Annotated in this window: 20 protein-coding genes; 8 read left to right on the top strand and 12 right to left on the bottom strand. The window is 53.5% G+C overall.

Going from position 1 to position 23,510, the window contains the following annotated elements; all coding sequences use genetic code 11:
- Positions 1-42: 42 nt before the first annotated feature.
- A complete protein-coding gene (gene mgsA / locus H7K52_RS14425) occupies positions 43-501 on the top strand; it encodes a methylglyoxal synthase (protein WP_003850029.1) in 459 nt (152 codons plus the stop codon).
- A gap of 1 nt (position 502) precedes the next feature.
- Here the strand turns inward: mgsA and helD are convergent, their stop codons facing one another.
- Complete coding sequence (gene helD, locus H7K52_RS14420; RefSeq protein WP_039660963.1) at positions 503-2,557, bottom strand: DNA helicase IV; 2,055 nt, start codon at positions 2,555-2,557, stop codon at positions 503-505.
- Positions 2,558-2,680: 123 nt separating this feature from the next.
- Between helD and H7K52_RS14415 the strand changes: the two genes are divergently transcribed.
- Together H7K52_RS14415 and yccS are read left to right on the top strand one after the other, a co-directional pair.
- Entirely contained in the window at positions 2,681-3,121 is a 441-nt protein-coding gene (locus H7K52_RS14415; RefSeq protein WP_003850033.1) for a YccF domain-containing protein, read from the top strand.
- Entirely contained in the window at positions 3,105-5,264 is a 2,160-nt protein-coding gene (gene yccS / locus H7K52_RS14410; protein ID WP_008925881.1) for a YccS family putative transporter, read from the top strand. Before H7K52_RS14415 ends, yccS begins: the two co-directional genes overlap by 17 nt.
- On the opposite strand, the gene H7K52_RS14405 is transcribed toward yccS, so the two are convergent.
- Complete coding sequence (locus H7K52_RS14405) at positions 5,261-5,890, bottom strand: TfoX/Sxy family DNA transformation protein (protein ID WP_003850036.1); 630 nt, start codon at positions 5,888-5,890, stop codon at positions 5,261-5,263. The two genes, yccS and H7K52_RS14405, sit on opposite strands and share 4 nt — an antisense overlap.
- Before the next feature lie 210 nt (positions 5,891-6,100).
- Between H7K52_RS14405 and sulA the strand changes: the two genes are divergently transcribed.
- A complete protein-coding gene (sulA, locus tag H7K52_RS14400) occupies positions 6,101-6,592 on the top strand; it encodes an SOS-induced cell division inhibitor SulA (protein ID WP_003850038.1) in 492 nt (163 codons plus the stop codon).
- 350 nt (positions 6,593-6,942) lie between these two features.
- Positions 6,943-8,013: a porin OmpA gene (gene ompA, locus H7K52_RS14395; RefSeq protein ID WP_140033554.1), complete on the top strand. Its 1,071-nt coding sequence runs from the start codon at positions 6,943-6,945 to the stop codon at positions 8,011-8,013.
- Between the two features lie 97 nt (positions 8,014-8,110).
- Here ompA and matP read toward each other — a convergent pair whose 3' ends face one another.
- Complete coding sequence (matP, locus tag H7K52_RS14390) at positions 8,111-8,578, bottom strand: macrodomain Ter protein MatP (protein ID WP_008925878.1); 468 nt, start codon at positions 8,576-8,578, stop codon at positions 8,111-8,113.
- A 53-nt stretch (positions 8,579-8,631) separates the two neighbouring features.
- Between matP and H7K52_RS14385 the strand changes: the two genes are divergently transcribed.
- Both H7K52_RS14385 and fabA read left to right on the top strand, forming a co-directional pair.
- Positions 8,632-10,503: an AAA family ATPase gene (locus tag H7K52_RS14385; RefSeq protein ID WP_050540844.1), complete on the top strand. Its 1,872-nt coding sequence runs from the start codon at positions 8,632-8,634 to the stop codon at positions 10,501-10,503.
- 68 nt (positions 10,504-10,571) lie between these two features.
- Entirely contained in the window at positions 10,572-11,090 is a 519-nt protein-coding gene (fabA, locus tag H7K52_RS14380) for a bifunctional 3-hydroxydecanoyl-ACP dehydratase/trans-2-decenoyl-ACP isomerase (RefSeq protein WP_008925876.1), read from the top strand.
- A gap of 68 nt (positions 11,091-11,158) precedes the next feature.
- Here the strand turns inward: fabA and rmf are convergent, their stop codons facing one another.
- From rmf to rlmKL, 6 genes are all read right to left on the bottom strand, one after another.
- Entirely contained in the window at positions 11,159-11,326 is a 168-nt protein-coding gene (gene rmf, locus H7K52_RS14375) for a ribosome modulation factor (protein WP_008925875.1), read from the bottom strand.
- A gap of 279 nt (positions 11,327-11,605) precedes the next feature.
- Positions 11,606-12,175: a membrane integrity-associated transporter subunit PqiC gene (gene pqiC / locus H7K52_RS14370; protein ID WP_008925874.1), complete on the bottom strand. Its 570-nt coding sequence runs from the start codon at positions 12,173-12,175 to the stop codon at positions 11,606-11,608.
- On the bottom strand, positions 12,172-13,815 hold the full coding sequence (gene pqiB / locus H7K52_RS14365; protein WP_008925873.1) for an intermembrane transport protein PqiB: 1,644 nt from the start codon (positions 13,813-13,815) through the stop codon (positions 12,172-12,174). The genes pqiC and pqiB overlap by 4 nt, the downstream gene beginning before the upstream one ends.
- Entirely contained in the window at positions 13,802-15,070 is a 1,269-nt protein-coding gene (gene pqiA / locus H7K52_RS14360) for a membrane integrity-associated transporter subunit PqiA (protein WP_008925872.1), read from the bottom strand. Before pqiA ends, pqiB begins: the two co-directional genes overlap by 14 nt.
- Before the next feature lie 14 nt (positions 15,071-15,084).
- Complete coding sequence (locus H7K52_RS14355; RefSeq protein WP_182630162.1) at positions 15,085-17,001, bottom strand: ABC transporter ATP-binding protein; 1,917 nt, start codon at positions 16,999-17,001, stop codon at positions 15,085-15,087.
- A gap of 6 nt (positions 17,002-17,007) precedes the next feature.
- Complete coding sequence (gene rlmKL / locus H7K52_RS14350; protein ID WP_008925870.1) at positions 17,008-19,122, bottom strand: bifunctional 23S rRNA (guanine(2069)-N(7))-methyltransferase RlmK/23S rRNA (guanine(2445)-N(2))-methyltransferase RlmL; 2,115 nt, start codon at positions 19,120-19,122, stop codon at positions 17,008-17,010.
- A gap of 110 nt (positions 19,123-19,232) precedes the next feature.
- Here rlmKL and H7K52_RS14345 point away from each other — a divergent pair, with 110 nt between their 5' ends.
- Positions 19,233-20,342 carry a YcbX family protein gene (locus tag H7K52_RS14345; protein ID WP_008925869.1) on the top strand — a complete coding sequence of 370 codons (1,110 nt, stop codon included), beginning with the start codon at positions 19,233-19,235 and terminating at the stop codon, positions 20,340-20,342.
- Here H7K52_RS14345 and H7K52_RS14340 read toward each other — a convergent pair whose 3' ends face one another.
- The 3 genes from H7K52_RS14340 to H7K52_RS14330 form a co-directional block, all read right to left on the bottom strand.
- Positions 20,343-20,885, bottom strand: a complete 543-nt coding sequence (locus tag H7K52_RS14340; RefSeq protein ID WP_008925868.1) for a cell division protein ZapC — start codon at positions 20,883-20,885, stop codon at positions 20,343-20,345.
- A 152-nt stretch (positions 20,886-21,037) separates the two neighbouring features.
- On the bottom strand, positions 21,038-22,048 hold the full coding sequence (gene pyrD, locus H7K52_RS14335) for a quinone-dependent dihydroorotate dehydrogenase (protein WP_008925867.1): 1,011 nt from the start codon (positions 22,046-22,048) through the stop codon (positions 21,038-21,040).
- A 134-nt stretch (positions 22,049-22,182) separates the two neighbouring features.
- On the bottom strand, positions 22,183-23,484 hold the full coding sequence (locus H7K52_RS14330; RefSeq protein ID WP_039660951.1) for a flippase: 1,302 nt from the start codon (positions 23,482-23,484) through the stop codon (positions 22,183-22,185).
- Positions 23,485-23,510: the final 26 nt, after the last annotated feature.

Below are 23,510 nucleotides of genomic sequence, written 5' to 3'. Positions count from 1 at the left end.
AGGATCCCTCTCATTGCGCATGAGCCTTATCAGGACGCCTCTATGGAACAGACTGTTCGCACCCTTGGCACCATAAAACATATCGCGCTGGTCGCCCATGACCACTGCAAAGCCGCACTGCTTGACTGGGTTAAACAGAATCAGCCCGCGCTGGAACAACACATCCTCTATGCGACCGGGACGACCGGAAATCTGATTAATCGTGATACCGGCCTGAACGTGACAGCCATGCTGAGCGGCCCGATGGGTGGTGATCAGCAGGTGGGTGCGCTGATTTCAGAAGGAAAAATTGATGCACTGATTTTTTTCTGGGATCCGCTTAACGCCGTGCCGCACGATCCGGATGTCAAAGCGCTGCTGCGTCTGGCAACCGTCTGGAATATTCCGGTCGCCACAAATCGCTCCACAGCGGACTTTATTATTCAGTCGCCGCTGTTTGCGCAAAGCCTGGAGATTATGATTCCCGATTATCAGCGCTATCTGGCCGATCGCCTGAAATAACTCAGGCTTTACGCAGTACTGGCACACCGAGCTCGCGGAAGTCATCGACAAACGGTGACGGCGCTGCTTTATCGAACAGTAAAAAGACCTGCTGACGCGCTCGCGTCAGTGCCACATAGGCCAGACGGCGCTCCTCCGCATGCGGGAAAGGTTCGGGCTGCGGCAGTAAGCCCTGTTCAATAACTGACTCGCGGACTTCCGCCGGGAACCCCTCTTTGCCCTGTTGTAATCCCAGCAGAATGACATAATCCGCCTGCTGGCCTTTGCTGGCGTGGATCGTCATAAAGTCCAGATTGAGTTTCGGCCAGCGGGTTCGGGCTTTATCCAGTATGTCTGGCCGCAGATAGTGATAGCGCGCCAGCAGCAGAATACGCTCATCCGGTTTCGCATAACCACTGAGTTTGTTCAGCAGGGCGTCCAGCTGATCCTCTGCCAGCAATGCAATCGATTTCTTATTGCCTTTGGTGACGCTATTCAGTGGTTTTGCCAGCTGTTGAGGATTCTGCTGGATAAAACGATTAGCAATATCGCCAATGCGATCGTTAAAGCGGTAGGTGGTGTCGAGCACGCAACGATCACCCTCACCAAAATAGTGATGGAATGCGGTCGTCAGCGTCATCTCTGCGCCGCTGAAGCGATAGATAGCCTGCCAGTCATCGCCAACCGCAAACAGGGCGGTGCGCTTATTCTGCTGGCGGAGTGCGCTGAGCAAGGCGGCACGCTGAGGTGAAATATCCTGGAACTCATCCACCAGTATGTGTTTCCACGGACTGATAAACCGCCCTTTTTCCAGAACGGCTATTGCCTGATGAATCAGACCCGAAAAGTCGACCGCGCCCTCCTCTTTCAACGCACTCTTCCACGCTTTCAACAACGGTGCCATCAGTTTGATGCGTTTACTGAAGAGATCACGGACCTCTTCCGGCACATCCGCGATCATAGCTGCCTGTGCACCTCCGTGCATGCGCATCAGGCCGAGCCAGCGCTCCAGTCGTGACGCCAGCCGCTTTGCCAGCCTGTCGTCCTCCCAGAAAGGCCCCTCCGGTAATTCCCACTGCAGTTCGTCACGCAGCCACTGACGCCAGCCGTTTGCCATCGCTTTCTTCTCATGGCACTGCTGCTGCCATTCCCGGATCAATAACGCGCGACGCGCATCCGCATCACTCTCCAGCTTGCTGATAACCGGCTGCTTATTGCTGCCTTCACGAATAATATGCAGCGCCAGAGAATGGAAGGTTCGCGCCTGGATGTCATCTGCGGAGAGCCGTGACTGGATACGCTCGTTCATCTCTTTGGCAGCCTCGCGGCCAAATGCCAGTAACAGGATTTGATCGGCGCTGGCCAGCTTGCGCTGCATTAACCAGCCTGCCCGGGCCACCAGCACTGACGTTTTACCGCTACCGGCGCCAGCCAGCACCAGCAATGAATTTTCGCCGTTGACCACCGCCTCACACTGGGACTGATTCAGTGGCGTGCTCTCGACGCTGGCAAAGAATGCCTGATAACGGCTTAACATAGCGGCCGTCCAGTCGCGGTTTCGCTGCTGCAAGGCCGCGTCACCCTGATCCAGCCAGCGCTGACAAAACGCCCAGTTCTCGCGGCAGTCAGCAAACTCTTTTAAGCGGATAAGAGGCATTGGCAACGCATCGAACTGTTTGAGAATTTTTGTTTTCAGCCCCTGCAGTTCGTGGCGGTTGAGCCAACGATCCTGCGCGCCAAAGGTCTCGATTTCATCATGCAGCGACTGGAGTACCTCACGGCAGACTGCGCTCATCTCCAGACTCCAGCTCTGCCAGGCCTGCATCAGATAGTGGTGAAAGCGCTGCGTCTCCTGCCATTCCGTTCCGTGCAGCCGAACCACTTTTTCATCGGCCAGCAAAAATTCCAGTTCGCCCCATACCAGCCCACGCTTGCAGGCAATATCCAGTAACTGGTTAAAGGGGATCAGATACTCGTGCTTATCGCCACTGACTTCGACGCCCGCCGCCATCAGGCGGACACGATTATAAGGATGCTGGGCAAGTCGTTTGCCCATCGAGGTTGCTTTCAGTTCCACGCCGACACCAACGTCAGATAACAGGATTAACGGGAGTTTACCTGTCAGACCCTTAGCGCTCCAGCCTTAAAACAAGCTAAACTTGGCGTCACATCTTGCGGAATGCAAAAGGAAAAGACGATCATGCGCACCGTTTTAAATATTCTTAATTTTGTCCTGGGTGGCTTTTTCACCACGCTGAGCTGGCTGTTTGCCACGTTAATCAGTGTCGTGCTGATTTTTACCCTGCCACTGACCCGCTCCTGCTGGGAAATTACAAAGCTCTCGCTGCTGCCGTTTGGCAACGAGGCGGTGCATGTCGATGTGCTTCGTCCTGAAAGTAAGAGTCATATTCTGAATACCGGCGGAACTTTCCTGAATATTTTCTGGCTGATTTTCTTTGGCTGGTGGCTCTGCCTTTCACATATCTCGGTGGGGATTGTGCAATGCATCAGCATCATCGGTATTCCAACAGGGATTGCGAACTTTAAGATTGCCGCTATCGCCCTCTGGCCGGTTGGACGCCGCGTGGTGTCCGTGGAAGAGGCGCGCGCCGCGCGCGAAGCCAATGCCCGCCGCTATTAATATGATGTCGGATGCAGTGCCTGGCTGGCGAAAATATCTGTTTAATAGTACGTGGCGCTATCTGCTGCGGATTTTGTTTGCGCTGAGTGGCTGCGCTGCCATCCCCTGGTGGCTGCATCAGATTGAGTGGACGATTCCCTTAACGCTGGGGGTGGTCGCGGCTGCGCTGGCCGATCTTGATGATCGCCTGGCCGGTCGTCTGAAGAATCTGCTGATTACCCTGCTTTGCTTCTGCATCGCCTCCGTTTCAGTAGAACTCCTGTTTCCCTATCCGTTCGCCTTTATTGTCGGGCTGGCGATCTCGACATGGGGCTTTATTCTGCTGGGTGCCCTGGGCCAGCGCTACGCCACTATCGCGTTTGGTGCGCTGCTGATTGCGGTCTATACCATGCTCGGCATCGGGCTGTTCAGTCAGTGGTATATGCAGCCGATGCTGCTGCTGGTCGGCGCGCTGTGGTACAACCTGCTGACGCTGCTGGGTCATCTGATGTTTCCGGTCCGGCCGGTGCAGGAACAGCTGGCTGGCAGCTTTTCACAACTGGCGCGTTACCTGGATGCCAAAGGGAATCTCTTCGATCCGGATGCTGGCGAGCAGGATGACGCCGCGTTTATCGATGCGGCGATGGTCAACAGCCAGTTAGTGGCGCAGCTCAACCTGACCAAAACTACGCTGCAGAGTCGACTGCGTGGCGATCGCGGATCACGCGGTACCCGCCGTAGTCTGCACTACTATTTTGTGGCGCAGGACATTCATGAACGGGCCAGCTCGTCCCATTTGCAATATCATCTGCTGCGCGGTGACTGGCGCTATAACGAAATTCTGTTTCGCTTCCAGCGTCTTCTTAACATGCAGGCACAAGCCTGTCGCCAGCTGGCACACTGCATTCTGATGCGTGAAAGATGGGTGCATGACAGTCGATTTGAGCGCGCGTTTGAACGATTACAAAAAGCAATTGAACGTCTGGAGCAGCGCGAGCCTGAGGCTGAGCATACCCGTGCCCTGTTCTGGCTGCTGCGCAATCTGCGCGCCATCGATGCCCACCTTGCCTCCATCGAATCTGAACAGACGCTGGCCGGTGAAGATCCTCAGCACAGCGATAATCTGCTGTCACGCGAAGGATTAAGTGGCTGGAGTGACATCCGGCTGCGCTTTAGCCGTCATCTCTCTCCCTCATCGGCGCTATTCCGGCATGCAGTTCGCATGTCAGTCGTGCTCTGTATCGGCTATGGATTCATTAAGATCACCGGACTCGAGCGGGGATACTGGATTTTGCTGACCAGCCTGTTTGTCTGCCAGCCCAACTACAACGCAACGCAGCGGCGACTGGCCTTACGTATCGGCGGAACACTGGCGGGCATTGCTATTGGTCTGCCCGTTTTATGGCTGGTACCCTCAATTGAAGGGCAGTTAATCCTGATTGTGATTTCCGGCGTGCTGTTCTTCGCTTTCAGGCAGGTACAGTATGCGCAGGCCACGCTGTTTATCACATTGCTGGTTCTGCTCTGCTTTAACCTGTTAGGGGAAGGCTTTGAGGTCGCCCTGCCACGCGTAGTGGACACCTTACTCGGCTGTGGCCTGGCCTGGCTGGCCGTGGCGTTTATCTGGCCAGACTGGCGCTTTCGTCAGTTGCCGGCGGTGGCTGAACGAACCCTGAAAGCGAACTGCCGCTATCTGGATGCGATCATGGAACAGTATCATCAGGGCAAGGATAACCGTCTCGCCTATCGCATTGCCCGCCGTGACGCACACAATGCAGATGCCGAGCTGGCATCCGTGGTTTCAAACATGAGCAGTGAAAGTCGCACCAGTCAGAAACTGCGCGAATCGGCTTTTCAGCTGCTTTGCTCAAACCACTCGTTTCTGAGTTACATTTCTGCACTCGGCGCGCACCGTGACAAAATTACGGCACCAGAACTGCTGACCTTGCTGGATGATACAGTTTGTTATGTTGAGGATGTGCTTCAGACGGACGTAGTCAGCGATGAGCATGTTGAAACAATGCGCCATCAACTGGCTCATCGCATCAGCCAGTTGGCCGCAGATGCGGATGTGCGTGCGCCGCTGGTGCTTCAGCAACTCGGACTGCTGGTAGCCTTAATGCCTGATGTGGCTCGCCTGCGCCGCACGCTTATTGCTGATTAGCCTTCTTCGCCTCTGAAGTCTGGTTTCGATAAAAGCGTGCGTTGAAACCATGCATTCAGCTCGGCACGGGTGGCCAGTGGCAGTGCGGCCGCATGGTGGCCCGTAATTGCACCCTGCAGCGCCAGTAGTGTCTGAAATCCAACGTGCTGGTTGATCGCTTTTAACTTCAGCCAGCACTGTTTGGCTCCCATCTGGTAAAGATGATTGACACTCATCACGCCCGCCTCGTACAACATGACTTCCATGCGTACACTGAGATTAGGCAGATCTTTCAAACGCGGAGAGGCTTGTCTGTGCTGCAACTCGCGCTGTGCCGTTTCTAAAGAGGCCGCGGAGAGCGTCAGAAGATGGTCAGGATCCCGCCATAAGGCTTCATCGACCTGAAAGTAATCAAGCTTCACTGACTTGCCCCGTTTGCGAAAAATCAGGGGCTGGAGCGGACGGTCGGTAATGTAATCCCGCAAGGGTTCACTGGCCCGCAGGTAGAGTTCATCTTTATTAATTAACGCGAAAACCACGCTTTCGACAGCCAGTGCATAGCCACCAAACTGGGTCCGGGACTCAATTGTTCCCAACGGGCCCAGGTGCGCTCTGGAGCGCTCGACAACCGGATTAATCTTTTTCATTGCACCACCTCCATGTAAGAAATATCTGGTAAATTACGTTGTGTATCAGGTAATTAGAAGATAAAAAAAAGTGGCAGCGGGTTCAATGAATAAATAGTGCTTCAACTAATCTTGTCGCGTTTTTGCGAGGCGTTTTCAGAAATTTGGGTTGATCTTTATCCAGGATGACAGTACTGTATATTCATACAGTCCACTGCTGGTGATTAACTTATGCGAACACAACATCCTAATAATGCACGCTATGCTCATCATTATGCGTCCTCTTCTGTTCCGTCCACGCAGGGTGGTGGAATTACTGAGTTACGTTACAGCGAGCAGCCCGGTATGATGCAGATGATGCTGTTGCCGTTATTACAGCAACTGAGTCAGCAGTCACGCTGGCAGTTGTGGTTAACACCGGCACATAAACTGAACCGCACCTGGTTGCAGGAATCAGGCTTACCATTAGATAAAAGTATGCATATCGCCGATTCTGAACGTCTGAATGCGGTTGAGGCGATGGTTAAAGCGTTGCGTACGGGAAATTACAGCGTTGTTCTGGCATGGATTCCGTACGATCTTGATGAAAATGAGCGTCGTCAACTTGAAAATGCGGCAGCTGAGGGTGAAGCGCTGGGTTTGATTTTGCGGGCCAGTGGGACAACGGAAGCGCCTCTGAGACCGCAAAGTGCGATAAAAATTCAGTCGGATTTGTTTCATTAAGTAAAAATAAGAAGTTTCCCAGGCTATTATTCTTATCAGTTGTCGCTAAACCACTGATTCTGTTAGTTCGAGCTGTGACAATGGGTTAGCAGGTTTTTTGGGCTTTTTGCTGCGACGTTACGACCATCCTAATTGTTAGAAATTGTGTATAAACCGCTGTTTTTTTACAGTAGCGCCTCACATCATACTTGTAAGTTTCCAATCTCGTTGTAGACTTTAGCTCGCCAGGGTGCTCAATAACCTCCGTTTTTTGCGGTAGAGTCATAAGCGAGCGTTTTGACCCGGCGAAGGATTTAAACCAAGAGCAACCTTTTTGCTCATTGCCTATTTGGATGATAACGAGGCGCAAAATGAAAAAGACAGCTATCGCAATTGCAGTGGCACTGGCTGGCTTCGCTACCGTAGCGCAGGCCGCTCCGAAAGATAACACCTGGTACACCGGTGCTAAACTGGGCTGGTCTCAGTATCACGACACTGGCTACTACGGTCACGGTTACGAGAACAATGACGGTCCAACTCATGAAAGCCAGCTGGGCGCAGGTGCGTTCGTTGGTTATCAGGCAAACCCATACCTGGGCTTCGAGATGGGCTATGACTGGCTGGGTCGCATGCCTAATAAAGGCAATGTGACTAACGGCGCATTCAAAGCACAGGGCGTTCAGCTGGCTGCTAAACTGAGCTACCCAATTAATGACGATCTGGACGTGTATACTCGTCTGGGCGGCATGGTATGGCGTGCAGATGCAACGCAGACTAACCCAACTACTGGCCGCATCAGCGACCACGACACCGGCGTATCTCCGCTGGCTGCAGTTGGTGTTGAATATGCGCTGACTCAGAACTGGGCTACCCGTCTGGATTACCAGTGGGTTAACAACATCGGTGATGCACAGACCGTTGGTGCTCGTCCAGACAATGGCATGCTGAGCGTAGGCGTTTCATACCGCTTCGGTCAGGATGACGTCGCTGCTCCGGCGCCAGCTCCGGCTCCAGCACCAGCGCCAGTTGTTGAAACCAAGCGTTTCACTCTGAAGTCTGACGTTCTGTTCACCTTCAACAAATCTACCCTGAAGCCAGAAGGCCAGCAGGCTCTGGATCAGCTGTACAGCCAGCTGAGCTCAATGGATCCTAAAGATGGTTCCGTTGTCGTACTGGGCTTCACCGACCGCATCGGTTCAGAGCAGTACAACCAGAAACTGTCTGAGAAACGTGCTCAGTCAGTCGTAGATTACCTGGTCTCTAAAGGTATCCCTTCTAACAAGATCTCTGCACGTGGCATGGGTAAATCTAACCCAGTTACCGGCAATACCTGTGACAGCGTGAAAGGCCGTAATGCCCTGATCGATTGCCTGTCTCCGGATCGTCGCGTAGAAATCGATGTTAAAGGCATCAAAGACGTTGTAACTCAGCCACAGGCTTAAGTTTACATGTCATAAAAAACCCCGCCAAGGCGGGGTTTTTTTATGCCAGTAATAAAGCTGGCATCAGGCGTTCAGGGATGACATTGCTCCCGTTACGTTACTCGCTTTCAGAGCCTGAATTACCCAGGATCGCCTGCAAATCCTGTTTCAGGCTGGACATCTGAGTGGCATATTTCTCTTTACGTTCTGCATCTTCTATCAACTGAACAATTGTTTCAGAAAGCGTGCAGCCGCGCCGCTGTGCCAGTCCCGCCAGTCGTTGCCAGACCAGATATTCAAGGTCGATGGATTTTTTACGGGTGTGCTGATGTTCAGCATTGAAATGGCGTTTTCGCCGGGCACGGATAGTCTGTTTCAGCCGATTATCCAGATCAGAATGGATATGTTCCGCGATCCATTCATTCACCGTGACCGGATTATTTTCCATCGCCAGAAGCTTATCGACTGCAGCCTGCGCCGCACTTAATTCAAGGTGACGCGTGATCAGTTCACCTTCCCGATGTTTTTTCACCAGGTATTTCCACTTCCATCCACATTCAAGATTTTCGAGTTGCTGGTATTTCATCGGAATCTCATCGTGATCACGTAACGAACTAAGAATAACAGCTTTTTTCCCGGATGCAGCAACGAAAAACATGCTGTCATCATCACATCTTCAACAGGAAGTCTGCAGTGCTTAACAAGGGTGATTCCTGTATAATCTCGCTTTTCTTAATACAGACAAATGCGATTATTTTGACCAGCACCCAACTTACGTGGCAGACCTTACAGCCGGATAGCGCGCAATACCAATCCGTTTTCTCCCGAATTGCTGATGAAGAAACTGATGCTCTGGCAACGGTACAGCCCCGTTTGCTGAATGCACTTGCGCATTTACACCATCAGACGCAAGGGTTCCCATTACTGCTGGTTCGTAGCCAGGAGAATCGCGATTATCTGGCATTCATTGCCCAGGCCGCACAACGGGTTATGGCCGACAGTACCACGCTGTATGGTGGTGATTACCATATCATGGCAGATAATGTCACGCTCCAGCCCCCCTCCGATCCGCAACGCCCGTTCACCAGTCAGGGTGGTATTCACTTTGCTGAGTGGATTGAGATGGAACAGTTGTTTGGCTGCGTGCGCCAGTATAAAGATCGCATCCAGCTCGAGCCGGGCCTGATACATCGCGCTAACGGCGGCACGCTGGTGCTTTCGTTGCAAAGCCTGATGACGCAGCCCATTCTCTGGTTGCGCCTGAAAAAGTGTATTGAACAGGGCTATGTCGAGTGGACATCCCAGGACGAACGCCAGCCGCTGCCGGTTTCTATTCCGCCTCTGCCACTCAGCCTCAATCTGGTCCTGTGTGGCGAACGTGAAACGCTGGCAGATTTTCAGGAGCTCGACCCTGAAGCACACGAAATGGCCATCTATACTGAGTTTGAAGAGAATATTCAGATTCTGGATGAGGATGACATGCTTGCCTGGTGTCGCTGGAACGCAGAACTGGCACAGCAGGCGGGGCTGCCCCTGCCGGAAGAGGACTTCTGGCCCGAGCTGATTAAAGAAGGCGTTCGCTATAGCGGCGATCAGGATACCCTGCCACTTTGTCCCCGCTGGCTCCAGCGTCAGATGCGCGAGTCAGCCCTGATGGGCGATGAACAACTCAATGCTGAAGCGCTACGTGATGCGTTGGAAGCGCGCTTATGGCGCGAGAATTATCTCAATGAACGGATGCGTGATGAGATCCTGCTGCGGCAGATTCTGATTGAAACTGAAGGTGAAGTTGTCGGTCAGATTAATGGTCTGTCAGTGGTGGAATTTCCTGGCCACCCGCGCGCCTGGGGCGATACTTCTCGCATTACCTGCGTAGTCCATCCTGGTGATGGTGAGTTCATGGATATCGAACGCAAAGCGGAGCTGGGCGGGAATATCCATGCCAAAGGTATGATGATTATGCAGGCTTACCTCACTGCCGAGCTGGAACTTGATCAGCAACTGCCCTTCTCGGCCTCAATGGTGTTTGAACAATCTTATTCCGAAGTGGATGGTGACAGCGCCTCGCTGGCTGAACTCTGTGCCTTAATAAGCGCATTGGCAAATCAGCCCATCAATCAGCAAATTGCTGTCACCGGCTCGGTCGATCAATTCGGCAACGTGCAACCTGTGGGCGGGCTGAATGAGAAGATCGAAGGCTTCTTTGATATTTGCCATCAGCGAGAACTGACGGGCCAGCAGGGAGTGATTATTCCTGCCTGCAATGTGCGTCATCTTAGTCTGAACCAGGCTGTTGTCACGGCGGTTGAGCAGGGTCGCTTCCACATCTGGGCCATTGACCAGGCCGAGGAAGCACTGCCGCTGCTGACGGGGAAAATCTGGAGTACCGAGGATGGTCTGGGTGATTGCCTGCTGAATACCATCCAGGAACGCATTAGCCTGTTCAACCAGCCGGACGGTCCGCAACGTCCCTGGGCGCTGCGCTGGCTTAACTGGTTTAACCACCGTTAATCCGATTTGCTCAGCGTACAACTGTTCGCTAATATTCGTGATTCACTAAAACAAGGCTTATTGAAAACATGGTAGATAAACGCGAATCCTATACCAAAGAAGATCTGATTCTGTCAGGTCGTGGTGAACTGTTTGGCGAAAATGGTCCGCCGCTTCCATCCGGCAACATGCTGATGATGGACCGCGTGGTCAAAATGACCGAAGACGGCGGCAAATATGACAAAGGCTTTGTTGAAGCGGAGCTGGATATCAATCCCGATCTCTGGTTCTTCGGTTGCCACTTCATTGGCGATCCGGTGATGCCGGGCTGCCTGGGCCTGGATGCCATGTGGCAGCTGGTTGGTTTCTATCTGGGCTGGCTGGGCGGCGAAGGTAAAGGCCGTGCACTGGGCGTGGGTGAAGTGAAATTCACCGGTCAGGTGTTGCCAGAAGCGAAGAAAGTTACTTACCGCATTCACTTCAAACGCGTGATCAACCGTAAACTGGTGATGGGCGTGGCAGATGGTGAAGTGCTGGTTGACGGTAATCTGATCTATACCGCCAGCGATCTGAAAGTCGGCCTGTTTAAAGATACTGCCGCTTTCTAAGCGTTTCCTCCGGAAACAAAAACCTCCGCGCATGGCGGAGGTTATATTCCCTTTTCAGTGACATCCGGTTATGCAGCTACCGACCTGTCCTCCATGGCTTGTCGCCAACCTCCCAACCAGTGAGACTTAGCGTCAATCAACTGATACGGACACATCTCTTTTGAGCGTCCAGTAATGCCTGCCTGATAACCACGTGAATGGGCGCGTTCGAGGCGGTCTCGTTTCTGTCTCTTCATACTCCGTGTCCCTCATGTAAGGTCTGTGGAATCTGGTGGAAAGAAAAGTGGTGATTTAATGTTCAACCACCCTTATGTTCTACCTCCTGCGAATCCAAAGATCAATGCTCAATCTTCATGCCAGTGTCATAAATGTGACCTTAATCGGTAAAAATAACGGCGTTTTGTGATGCACACATCAACACCATCTCTCTGATTAAGCTAATAAAAAAGCCCCTGGCCGGCGTCGAAAAATCACGACAACCGGACAGGGGCTTAGCTTATTTATTCACATTAATCTTAATTTAACGCAACCACACTGTTGGCAATCTTCTGCGCAGTCTGTTGCCAGCCCGCCGCCAGCGTGCGGACCATAGCATCATAGCCATCTTCGGTTTGCGGCAGAACCAGATTAAACGCCTGCTTAGTCAGACGGCCCTGATGTTCCAGCGTCCATTCACCACTGACGATCGCTTTGCCATCGTAACGTCCCTGGAAGCCGGTGACCGTCACGTTAAGCGTATCGTGTTGCGCACCTAACGGTGAACCGGCCACCAGCCGGCCTGGCAACGCCTTGCTCAGGTTAGTGATCAGCGTCTGCTGCAACTGCTGATCGAGCGGACTGGCCCAGAGATTATTTGTGGCGATGACATATTTGACATCGCTGGTCTGATAAACCAGTCCATTGCCTGCCAGATAATCCGGCACCGTCACCTGCTGCACCCACAGCATGGGCTGCGCTTCATTCAGCTGGCTGCTGCTGACCTGCATGGATGCCGCCCCGGAGGGCAGCTGATACCAGGTATTGTCAACGCTGCTACTGCACGCACTTAACACCAGCGCGGCACAAAGTATCAATCCTTTCTTCACTGTTTCGCCCTCTTCGGCTGGGGATCCTGTCCCGGTTTCGCCTCAAATACCAGCGCATTGCTCTTATTGTTGAGCGTTCTCAGTACCGGCTGAAGTTCACGCAGTACCTGATCCAGTCGCTGCATATCGCCTACCACTTTGGTGTAAGCTGGCGAACCTGGCTGCAGGCCCTTCATGCTGCGGTTCAGCTCGCGCAATGTCTGCTGCAGATCTTCCGGCAGCGTTTTCATCGCCGGACTGCCAGTGACTTTGTTGATGTTGTCGATGGTGCGCTGCAGATCACGCATCGTTTTCTGGCTCTCTTTCAGTGTACCTGTGGCTTCGTTAACCATGCCGTTCAGTGGAAGACTGTTGATTTTATCCAGTGCCGCCATCAGCTTCTGCTGAATCTGGCTCAGGCCACCACTGACCGTTGGGATCACTTCATAGCCAGAGACTTTCTGTGGTCCTTTATAGGCTGGCGCATTGTCATAGAAGTCGAGATCGACATAGAGTGCGCCCGACAGCAGGTTGCCCGTTTTCAGCGTGGCACGCAGACCGCGTTTCTTACCATCCTGCAGATGCTGTTCAAGATCGAAATTTTCACCCAGCCGGCTGATAAAGCGATCCGGCTCAATACGAATCAGTACCGGTACGCGGTAATCATTATTCAGCGCCTGATCCAGGCCTGCTTTCATCAATGGCGCTTCAGAAACGGTACCCAGACGAATACCCCGGAACTCAACCGGCGCGCCTGCCTGAAGACCACGAATCGAGTCGGTGAAGAACATCAGGTAATCAATATGGTTGGTATAAAGTGAGTCCTGAATACTGCGCTGATCGTCAAACAGATGATAATCAGATTTGTTCTGCGCAGGCTCACCCAGTTCCCAGCCATCCGGCACATCAAAACTGACGCCACCACTGAAGAGCGTCGTGAGCGAACCCATTTCTACGCGCATGCCAGAGGCAGACATATCCACGGCGATACCGCTGTCCTTCCAGAAACGCACGTTGGTCGTCACCAGGCGGTCGTAAGGCGCAGCGACAAACAGCTGATAGGTCATCATACGTTTATCAGTATCAAAAACGCTGGTCTCAACCGTACCGACGCGATAGCCGCGGAACAGCACCGGATCGCCCGGATTAAGCTGACCCGCTTTTTTGCTGTCGAGAATAATGCGGATACCTTTCGCATCTGGCGGCGCTAAAGGAGGGGCATCGAGCAGGTTAAACTGTTCTGGCGCTTCACTTTTGGTGCCGGGCTGTAATTCAATGTAGGCACCTGACAGCAGCGTTCCCAGCCCGCTGATGCCTTCACGTCCTATTTGCGGTTTCACTACCCAGAAAACACTGTCTTTATGCAGCAGTTTTCCCATACCCGCATTAAGACGGGCCTTAATTTCTACATGGTGGAGATCGTCGCTTAACACCGCGCTCTCCACGATACCGACATCCACGCTGCGACTTTTAATTGTGGTTTTACCCGCAACAATGCCTTCGGCGTTTTCGGTGATTAAGGTGACTTCAGGCCCCTGATGGCTGAAATGGTAGAACAGGATCCACCCGCCAATTAACAGCGTAACGATGGGGACAATCCAGACCGGCGACCAGCGCTTAATCTGTTCCACCTTTGCATGGCCGTGGTTAGTTTCCGTCAAGGCGCGACTCCTTCATATTGTTTTCGCGTACACGATCCCAGGTTAATCGCGGGTCAAAGGTCATGGCAGCAATCATGGTGATAATCACCACCATCGCAAACAGTACTGCCCCCCACGCGGGATAAACATTCATTAATTGCCCCATACGCACCAGCGCAGAGAGCACGGCAATCACAAACACGTCAATCATTGACCAGCGGCCAACAAATTCAACCACTTCATAAATTTTGTGCATCCTGTGGCTGTCACGCCGTCCGCGCCCGCTGGCATCCCAGCAGAGCCAGCCAATCGCCAGCATTTTTAGCGTAGGCACCATAATGCTGGCGATAAAAATCACCAGCGCTACCGGATAAGAACCGTCATCCCACAGCACAATCACCCCCGCCATAATATTAGAGGGATACGCTGTGCCGAGGGTTTCCGTCACCATGATCGGCAACAGGTTGGCGGGGATATAAAGCAGTATGGAGGTAAACAACAGCGCCAGCGTCCACTGCAGGCTGTGCTTTCGTCGCGCCTGCGCCGTTACGCCGCAGCGCGGACAGGTATGCTCAGCTTCAGGCAGAATGGCCGTACAGCATGGGCAGGAACGCAGGCCCTGCTCTAAACCACTGATGCCCACTTCGGGCAGATGAGGTAGCGCGGGTCGGGGGGAGAGACTCTCCCACAACTCGCGCCGGTCAACGCACTGAAAGGCCCGAAGTTGTAACAGACAAAACAACACCCACGGCCAGAAACTGGTCTCCAGGCCAATCTCACCGTAGGCCATCAGTTTGACGAAGCTGACCAGCACGCCCGCCATAAAAATTTCTGCCATGCCCCAGTTACGCAGCTGAAACAGGATGCGTGCCAGACCAATTTTAAGTCGGGTTGGAAAAGGAACCGGATTGACCAGCAGTATAATGGTGATCATGCAGAAAGCCGGGACCGCCTGCACAAAGAGCAGGAACAGCGTCGCCAGGCTGCTGTAATCTTCCGTCACCATGACCTTGGGGATCTGCGAAAGTGTAATCTGGCTGGTCAGCCCCGCAACTTTCATTGAGACGAAAGGAAACAGATTCGCCAGCAGCAGCATAAAGAGTGCTGCCAGCGCATAGCCCGTCGGTCGTTTGCGCGGCTCGTGCCAGTTGGCCGTCAGGGAGGTGTGGCAGCGCGGGCATGATGCACGGCTGCCAACGGGAATGTCCGGCAGCTTAATCATTAAATCGCATTGTGGACAAAGTATCCACGCGTTACTTTTCACTGCTGAACACATCCGTTAGCCCTGCCCTACGCGCCGTTTTTCAGTGACTCAAGCTCTTCCCAGCGCGCAAAAGCGGTTTCCAGCTCCTGCTCAGCCTGCGCCAGATTATCCAGCACCGGCTGTGTCTGATCGTGTGCCTGACTGAAGAAGTCCGGGTGACTCATCTTCGCCTGCAGTTCGCCAATGCGCGCCTCCAGCTGCTCCAGTTTTTGCGGCAACTGTTCCAGCTCTCGCGCCAGGTTGTAGCTGAGTTTATTTACGTTACGCTTCGCATCACTCTTCTCTGCGGCAGGCTTAGCGGTATTAGCCGTCGCTTTTGCGGGTGTGGCAGCTCTGTGCTGACGGTAGGCGGCGCGCTGCTGCTGAGCATCGTGATAACCGCCCACAAAGGTGCCGATTTCGCCGTTGCCTTCAAAAATCCAGCACTCAGTGACGGTATTGTCGACGAACTGACGATCGTGACTGACCAGTAAGACGGTGCCCTGATAACCATCAATCAGCTCTTCCAGCAGTTCCAGCGTTTCGACGTCGAGGTCGTTTGTTGGTTCATCCAGAATCATCAGGTTGCTGGGACGCAGGAACAGACGCGCCAGCAACAGGCGGTTACGTTCACCACCCGAAAGTGCGCGCACCGGCGTCATGGCACGTTTAGGATGGAACAGGAAGTCCTGCAGATAGCCCAGCACGTGGCGCGGTTTGCCGTTAACCAGCACTTCCTGCTTGCCTTCGGCCAAGTTGTCCATCACGGTGCGATCCGGATCCAGTTCAGCGCGATGCTGGTCAAAGTAGGCCACTTCCAGCTTGGTGCCGGAATGCACGCGGCCATGATCCGCTTTTAATTGCTGCAGCATCAGACGCAGTAAGGTGGTTTTACCGCAACCGTTCGGTCCAATCAGCGCAATTTTGTCGCCACGCTGAACCTGGGTTGAGAAATCCTTCACCAGCACTTTGCCGTCGACCGCGTAGTCGACATGTTCCAGCTCAAACACAATTTTGCCGGAGCGGGACGCTTCGCCCACCTGCATGTTGGCTTTGCCCATGACTTCGCGACGTTCCGAATGCTCACGACGCAGCGCTTTCAGCGCACGCACACGGCCTTCGTTACGTGTACGACGGGCTTTGATGCCCTGACGGATCCACACCTCTTCCTGCGCAAGCTTGCGGTCGAATTCTGCGTTCTGCATCTCTTCAACGCGCAAGGCTTCTTCTTTGCCTTCCAGATAGAGATCGTAGTTGCCCGGCCAGGAGACCAGCTTGCCGCGGTCGAGATCGACGATACGTGTCGCCATGTTGCGGATAAACGAACGGTCATGCGAAATAAAGATGATGCTGCCGGTGAAGTTCTTCAGGAACGTTTCCAGCCAGTCGATGGTTTCAATATCGAGGTGGTTGGTTGGCTCATCCAGCATCAGCACGCGCGGGTTACTGACCAGCGCACGGCCCAGCGCCGCTTTACGCAGCCAGCCGCCAGAGAGCGACGACAGTTCGGTATCGGGCTGCAGACCAATCTGCTCCAGCACGTCATGGATGCGGCTTTCCAGCTGCCACAAATTCTGATGGTCGAGAATAGTCTGCAGACGCGCCATCTCATTGAGGTTTTTATCGCTTGGATCGTCCATCACCACATGGGAAATGGCGTGATAGGCTTTCAGATTCTCAGCCTGCTCTTCAACGCCCTCAGCCACGAAGTCATAGACCGAACCGGTGATGTTACGCGGTGGATCCTGTTGCAGACGCGCAACCACCAGATCGGTTTCATAAATAATGCGGCCATCATCCAGCGGCTGTTCGCCGTTGATGATTTTCATCAGTGTGGATTTACCTGCACCGTTACGGCCCACCAGACAGACGCGTTCGTTCTCTTCAATGTGCAGTTCGGTGTTGTCTAGCAGCGGCGCATCGCTGAAGGAGAGATAAGCGCCGTGGATACTGATTAATGACATGTAATCTTATTCCTTACCGGCGTGAGTGATCAGCCAGCAGTTGTGAATTTGACGGTTACGCGCGAAGTCCTGCGACTGTGTTTTCTGGGTAATATCCTGCGCCTGCAGGCCCAGTGCTTTCAGGCCATCCATGTCCATTTTGAAACCGCGTTTGTTATTGGAGAACATGATGGTGCCGCCGCGACGCAGCAGGCGCTTCAGGTTACGCATCAGCATCATATGATCGCGCTGAACGTCAAAGCTCTCTTCCATACGTTTTGAGTTGGAGAAGGTTGGCGGATCGATAAAGATCAGGTCAAAATTCTCGTCACTCTCATTCAGCCAGCTCAGGCAGTCTGCCTGCATCAGGCGGTGCTGACGCCCGGTCAGTCCGTTAAGACGCAGGTTGCGCTCCGCCCACTCCAGATAGGTCCGCGACATATCGACCGTGGTGGTCGAACGCGCCCCACCCAGACCGGCATGCACACTGGCGGTGCCGGTATAGGCAAACAGGTTCAGGAAATCTTTGCCCTGGCTCATCTGGCCGAGCATTTTACGGGCAATGCGGTGATCGAGGAACAGGCCGGTATCGAGATAGTCGGTCAGATTCACCCAGAAATGCGCATTAAACTCTTTAACTTCGAAATAGTCGCCCTTTTCGCTGAGCTTCTGATACTGCGCTTTGCCTTTCTGACGCTCACGCGTTTTCATAATCAGACGGTCGGCAGGCAGTTCCAGTACGCTCAGGGTCGCGCTGATCACATCGAACAGGCGCTGACGCGCTTTGTTCGGATCGATCGTTTTCGGTGGCGCGTATTCCTGGATAATCACCCAGTCGCCATAGCGATCGACAGCGACGTTGTAGTCTGGCAGATCGGCGTCATAAATGCGGTAGCATTCAATGCCTTCCTGACGCGCCCACTTCTCCAGCTTTTTCACATTTTTACGCAGACGGTTCGCGTAATCTTCCGCAATCTGACCGGCGCTTTCATGGCTGTTGACCGCCAGCTGATAATTTTTCTGAACGCAATCCAGCGGACCGTTTTTCGCTTTGAACTGGCGGTCGGCACGCAGTTGCAGGCAGCTCAGCAGTTCAGGCGAGGCGCTGAACAGCGACAGATTCCAGCCGCCAAAATGCTGCTTCATCAGACGTCCAAGCTGGCTGTGCAGCGCAATGAGGGCGGGTTCGCTCTCCAGACGTTCACCGTAAGGCGGATTGCTCAGCACCGTGCCATGCACAGCCGGATCGACCGGATTGGTCAGCTTCAGCAGGTCCTGTTGAGCAAAGGTAAAGAGTTCATAAACGCCTGCGCGACGGGCATTCGACTGCGCCCACTCCAGTACACGGCCATTATTATCATAGCCAAAGAAGCGCGCCTGGGTGGCTGCGGTGCCCGCACGGGCACGCGCCTGCGCCTCGGCTTTCACATCCTGCCACAGAGCAGCATTAAACTGACTCCAGGCGGTGAAGCCCCAGTGCTTGCGCAGCAGGCCTGGTGCGCGATCGCAGGCGATCAGTGCGGCTTCAATCAGCAGCGTACCGGAACCACACATCGGATCGATCAGCGGCGTGGTCGGCTCCCAGCCAGAACGCAGCACAATCGCTGCGGCCAGCGTCTCTTTCAACGGTGCCTGACCGGTTTGCTGCCGATAGCCGCGCTGATGCAGCGAGCTGCCGCTGAGATCCAGCGCAATACTGGCACGATCGTCATTCAGCCAGACGTTGACACGGATATCCGCCTGCTCACGATCGACATTCGGCCGCTCGAGGTTTTGACGGGTAAAGCTGTCCACGATGGCATCTTTCACTTTCAGCGCGCCAAACTGGCTATTACGAATCGAGTCGTTGGTGCCGCTGAAATGCACGACAAACGTTTTGTCGCTGCCGAACATCGTCGGCCAGTCCACGCTCTGTACACCCAGATAGAGATCAAGATCGCTGTAGACGCCAAACTCTCCCAGCGGCAACAGGATGCGTGATGCTAAACGACTCCACATCAGACTTTGGTACATGGCGCGATCGTCGGCTTCGTAGTGAACGCCTCCCTGCACCACTTGCAAATCCTGCGCGCCCAGCGCGTCCAGCTCACTTTTTAACAGCTCTTCGAGCCCACGCGCCGTGCTGGCAAACAGAGAATTCATATCGTCACTTTTTAACTCTTGAGAAAATTGTCGCGCATTATAGCGAATCGGAGACCTATGTCATAAAGTTAGCTTCTTTTGTGTCGCGCGTCGGGTTCAAGGAGAACACCATGATCACGCTTTCCCGCTTATTTATTCATCCTGTGAAGTCGATGCGGGGATTAGCGTTATCACACGCGCTGGTCACTGACAGCGGACTGGCGTTTGATCGTCTGTTTATGGTGACCGAACCTGATGGCACCTTTATTACCGCCCGCCAGCACCCGGAGATGGTGCGCTTTACGCCCGCGATTCTGCCGGATGGCCTGTTGCTGGCGGCGCCAGATGGCAGTCAGTCCCTGATCCGCTTCAGCGATTTCGATGAGCAGGATCATCCCACCGAAGTCTGGGGTAATCATTTTACCGCGCGCATAGCGCCCCTTGCGATAAATCAGTGGCTGAGCCAGTTCTTCCCGCGCGACGTTCAGTTGCGCTGGGTCGGGCCACAACCCAGCCGCCGGGTCAAAAAGTTTGATCATATTCCGCTTAGCTTTGCCGATGGCTTTCCGTTTTTGCTGATCAACAACGCGTCGCTGCATGATCTGCAACAACGCTGCCCGGCCAGCGTCCGAGCCGAACAGTTTCGTCCGAATCTGGTCGTCAGCGGTGCTGCCGCATGGGATGAAGATAGCTGGGCAGAAATTCAGATTGGCGACGTGATATTCGAGGTGCCAAAGCCCTGCAGTCGCTGTGTGCTCACCACGGTCAGCACCGAGACCGGCGTTAAGCATCCCACCGGTCATCCGCTGGCGACGTTGCAGACTTTTCGTACCGCTCAGGATGGCAGTGGTGACATCGATTTCGGCCTGAACTTAGTGGCGCGTAGCAGCGGCGTCGTGCGTGCGGGTGATGAAATGATTGTCCTGAAACGTCATGCATCGCGCAGGTATGGGGCGGGTGAAGTGGTTGAAACGTTGAAACCAGAAAAACAGGCGCCTGAAACCGTGAACATTACTTATCAGGGTCAGACATTCACCGGGGATAATCAGCAGGTGTTACTGGATCAACTGGAGATGCAGGGCTTTCGCATACCCTATTCCTGTCGTGCAGGTCTCTGTGGCAGTTGCAAGCTGAATCTGGTCGCAGGTGAGGTGAAGGCGCTGAAACAGAGTGCCCTGCGTCAGGACGGCACACTGTTAAGCTGTAGCTGTATTCCGGCGGGCGATGTTGAACTGAGATGATCAGACAGCGCGGGCGAAAGGTGCAGCAACGTCCTCATGCCAGGGCTGCAGGCGATCGTTCATCACTTTGATGGCATCGCCGAGCACCATGTTTTTTCCCGCCAGCGTGAGACCTTGCTGCGCCAGCAGACAGAGCGCCGCATTATCACCACTTTCAACCACCAGCAGACGTGCCTGTGTTCCCTCTTCAGCCAGCGTAACCTGTACCATTTCGCCAGGACGAGGCTGCATGGCCGGGGCATATGAGGTGAAATGCCAGCTTTTAGGCATCAGGGGTTTGAGAAAGCGGGCAGCGACCAGTGCGTTTAACACCAACTCAGCACGGTGACTGCCACTGAGTTTGCAATGACGGCAGGTCTCTTCAAACGTGTAATAAAGAGCAGCGTCATCGACACAAAAGCCCGATTCAGCGAAAGCGTCCGGCGTGAGCATTTTGCGGGAATAGCGGGAACGAAACAGCATACCGTCGGCCAGGTCGAGCATCATTCGATCGTGGCTGCTGTCAAAATACCAACGCCAGTTATCATCGGGTTTAATTTTCATCGTGTGCCCTGTATTTACCGCTGCGCCAAAAATCACGCAGAATTCAGCGAAAAAGAAACATAAGGAAAAGTTGAAAAAGCGTGCAACAGGACAAAATATAAACGAGCCGAGGGGATAAATAAAGCCCCCGGCCCGTCATTGTGAGAATTGTCTTAGATATTGGTAACGATATCTTTAATTAAGCCCGGTCCCTGATAAATAAAACCTGAATAAATCTGAACTAATGTTGCCCCGGCGGCGATTTTTTCACGTGCGGCCGTTAAAGAATCAATGCCACCAACGCCAATAATCGGCAGGCGTCCCTGCAGTTCCTGAGAGAGGCGCTGGATAACCGCTGTGCTCCGGGACTGAACTGGCCGGCCACTTAATCCGCCTGCTTCCTCAGCATATTTGAGTCCACTAACCAGCGAACGATCGAGGGTGGTATTGCAGGCAATAACACCATCAATCTGATGACGAATTAAACTGTCTGCGACCTGAATTAACTCCTCTTCCGAGAGATCGGGCGCAATTTTCACGGCCAGCGGAACATATTTAAGGTGACGCTGTTCCAGCTCTTTTTGTTTTTGTTTGATTGAGGAGAGCAGATCATCCAGCGCCTCGCCATATTGCAGCGAACGCAAACCTGGCGTGTTAGGGGAGGAAATATTGATGGCGATATAACCGGCGTGGGCATAGACCTTCTCCATGCAGATCAGATAATCATCTTTGCCCTGCTCGACTGGCGTATCTTTATTTTTACCGATATTGATTCCCAGCACGCCGTTAAAACGCGCTTTTTTCACGTTTTCAACCAGATGATCGACACCCAGATTATTAAATCCCATCCGATTGATAATTCCGCCTGCTTCCACCAGCCGAAACATGCGTGGCTTATCATTGCCCGCCTGAGGGCGCGGCGTGACGGTACCGACTTCAACAAAACCAAAGCCCATCGCGGCAAACGCATCAATACACTCTGCGTTCTTATCCAGCCCGGCGGCCAGGCCCAGGGCGTTCTTAAAGGTCAGTCCCATACAGGTAACCGGACGCGACGGCAGAGTCTGGCGATAGAACATCTCAAGTGGCGTGCCGCTCATAAAGCGTAGTTGCTGAAAGGTGAGTTCGTGTGCGCGTTCGGGGTCGAGTTTAAACAGCGCCGGTCGGACGATAGGATAAAACATGCACTCTCCTGAAGGACGGAAGCGATCGTGGAAGTCGGTGCACGGGAAAATGTGCGCCAGAATGGTAAAGTGCTCTGGCGCAAAAGTAAATCGAACTGCGGGGTGGTGGGAAGTTAACTGAAAATCCCTTGATCTTACGCAGCGGAATCGTTTACGGGGTGATTTTCCACCTGCGAGGGGAACAGATATTCCCGGAGGATCCCGTGACGCTGCATGATGCCAAAAATACCGATGCAGACGAACGCTTCTGCCCCGACCATCGACCATGCGGCCCCGATCGCACCAAACTTCCACGCCAGGAAACAGCACAGCGGCACGTTAATCACACCCGCGGCCATCATCACCCACATACGCTGACGCGCTAAACCATGTGGAATCAGAATCTGTAATCCGGCCGGATAAGCAATGTTGCCAAACAGGAAGCAGAGCACAAAGACACGCAGCACATCCGCCGACGGAATAAAGTCCTTACCCAGTAAGATTGAAACCACCAGGTCAGCAAAGAACCAGGTAAAGATCACAATCGACAGACTCAGGGAAAACGACAGCAGCAGGCTTTTGCGCGTCGCTGCAATGGCAGCCCGTTTATCCCGGCCAAACAGATGACTGACGCGCGGGAAGAAGGCGCTGCCAATCTGCTCTGGCACAGAGTTAGCGGCTTTACGCAGACGATCCGCACCGTTATAGATACCCACCATATAGGTGGAGGTAAAGGAAGCGAGAATCACGACATTGACGCTGTTGAACAGATTGGCACCGGCAATGGCGATAAAGACATCCATGCTGTCGGTGATGCGCTGTTTGATTTCACGGGGCTCAAAGCGATAACGGCCAATGACCTTCATCTCCAGCACAAACTTCAGCGTAATCGCTGCACTGATGATCGAGACAGTGCCAGGGATCAGGGCAGCCAGCCAGGTATCCTGCGGGGATTTCACCAGTAAAAACGTTAGCGGAATCGCACAGAAGTTCCCGAAGGTAGCGATCATTGCCGTCTTACCCAACTTCTCAAAGCCCTGCATCAGCCAGCCAAATGAAAACAACGAGCCTATCAGCGTGGTGCAGTTCGCCAGGATGATAAAGAACAACGGATGCCAGGCAGGATTGAACCAGGTCGCGGTCAGCAGCGTGCCGCTGGTCACCACCAGCAGCATCAGCTTGGCGTTAAATGTTGACCAGAAAAGCTGAGTGACGCGTTCTTTGTCATCACGATGGTGAGCAATATCTTTGGTGGTAAAGACATTGAATCCCCAGTCAGAGATGGTACTGCAATAGAGCACACAGGCGATCGCCAGTGCCAGCGTACCCATCTGCTCTACACCCAGAACACGGGCAAGATAGGGCAGCGTCGCCAGCGGAAAAAGAAACGACGCACCACGATAGGCCAGCAGGGAGAAAATATTAATAATCAGACTTTTATCAAGAACTTTTGCCATGACGCAACAACCTTATACACATTGCA

Source organism: Pantoea hericii, assembly GCF_014155795.1.
Lineage (GTDB): Bacteria > Pseudomonadota > Gammaproteobacteria > Enterobacterales > Enterobacteriaceae > Pantoea > Pantoea eucalypti.
This window is presented reverse-complemented; position numbering and strand designations above follow the sequence as displayed.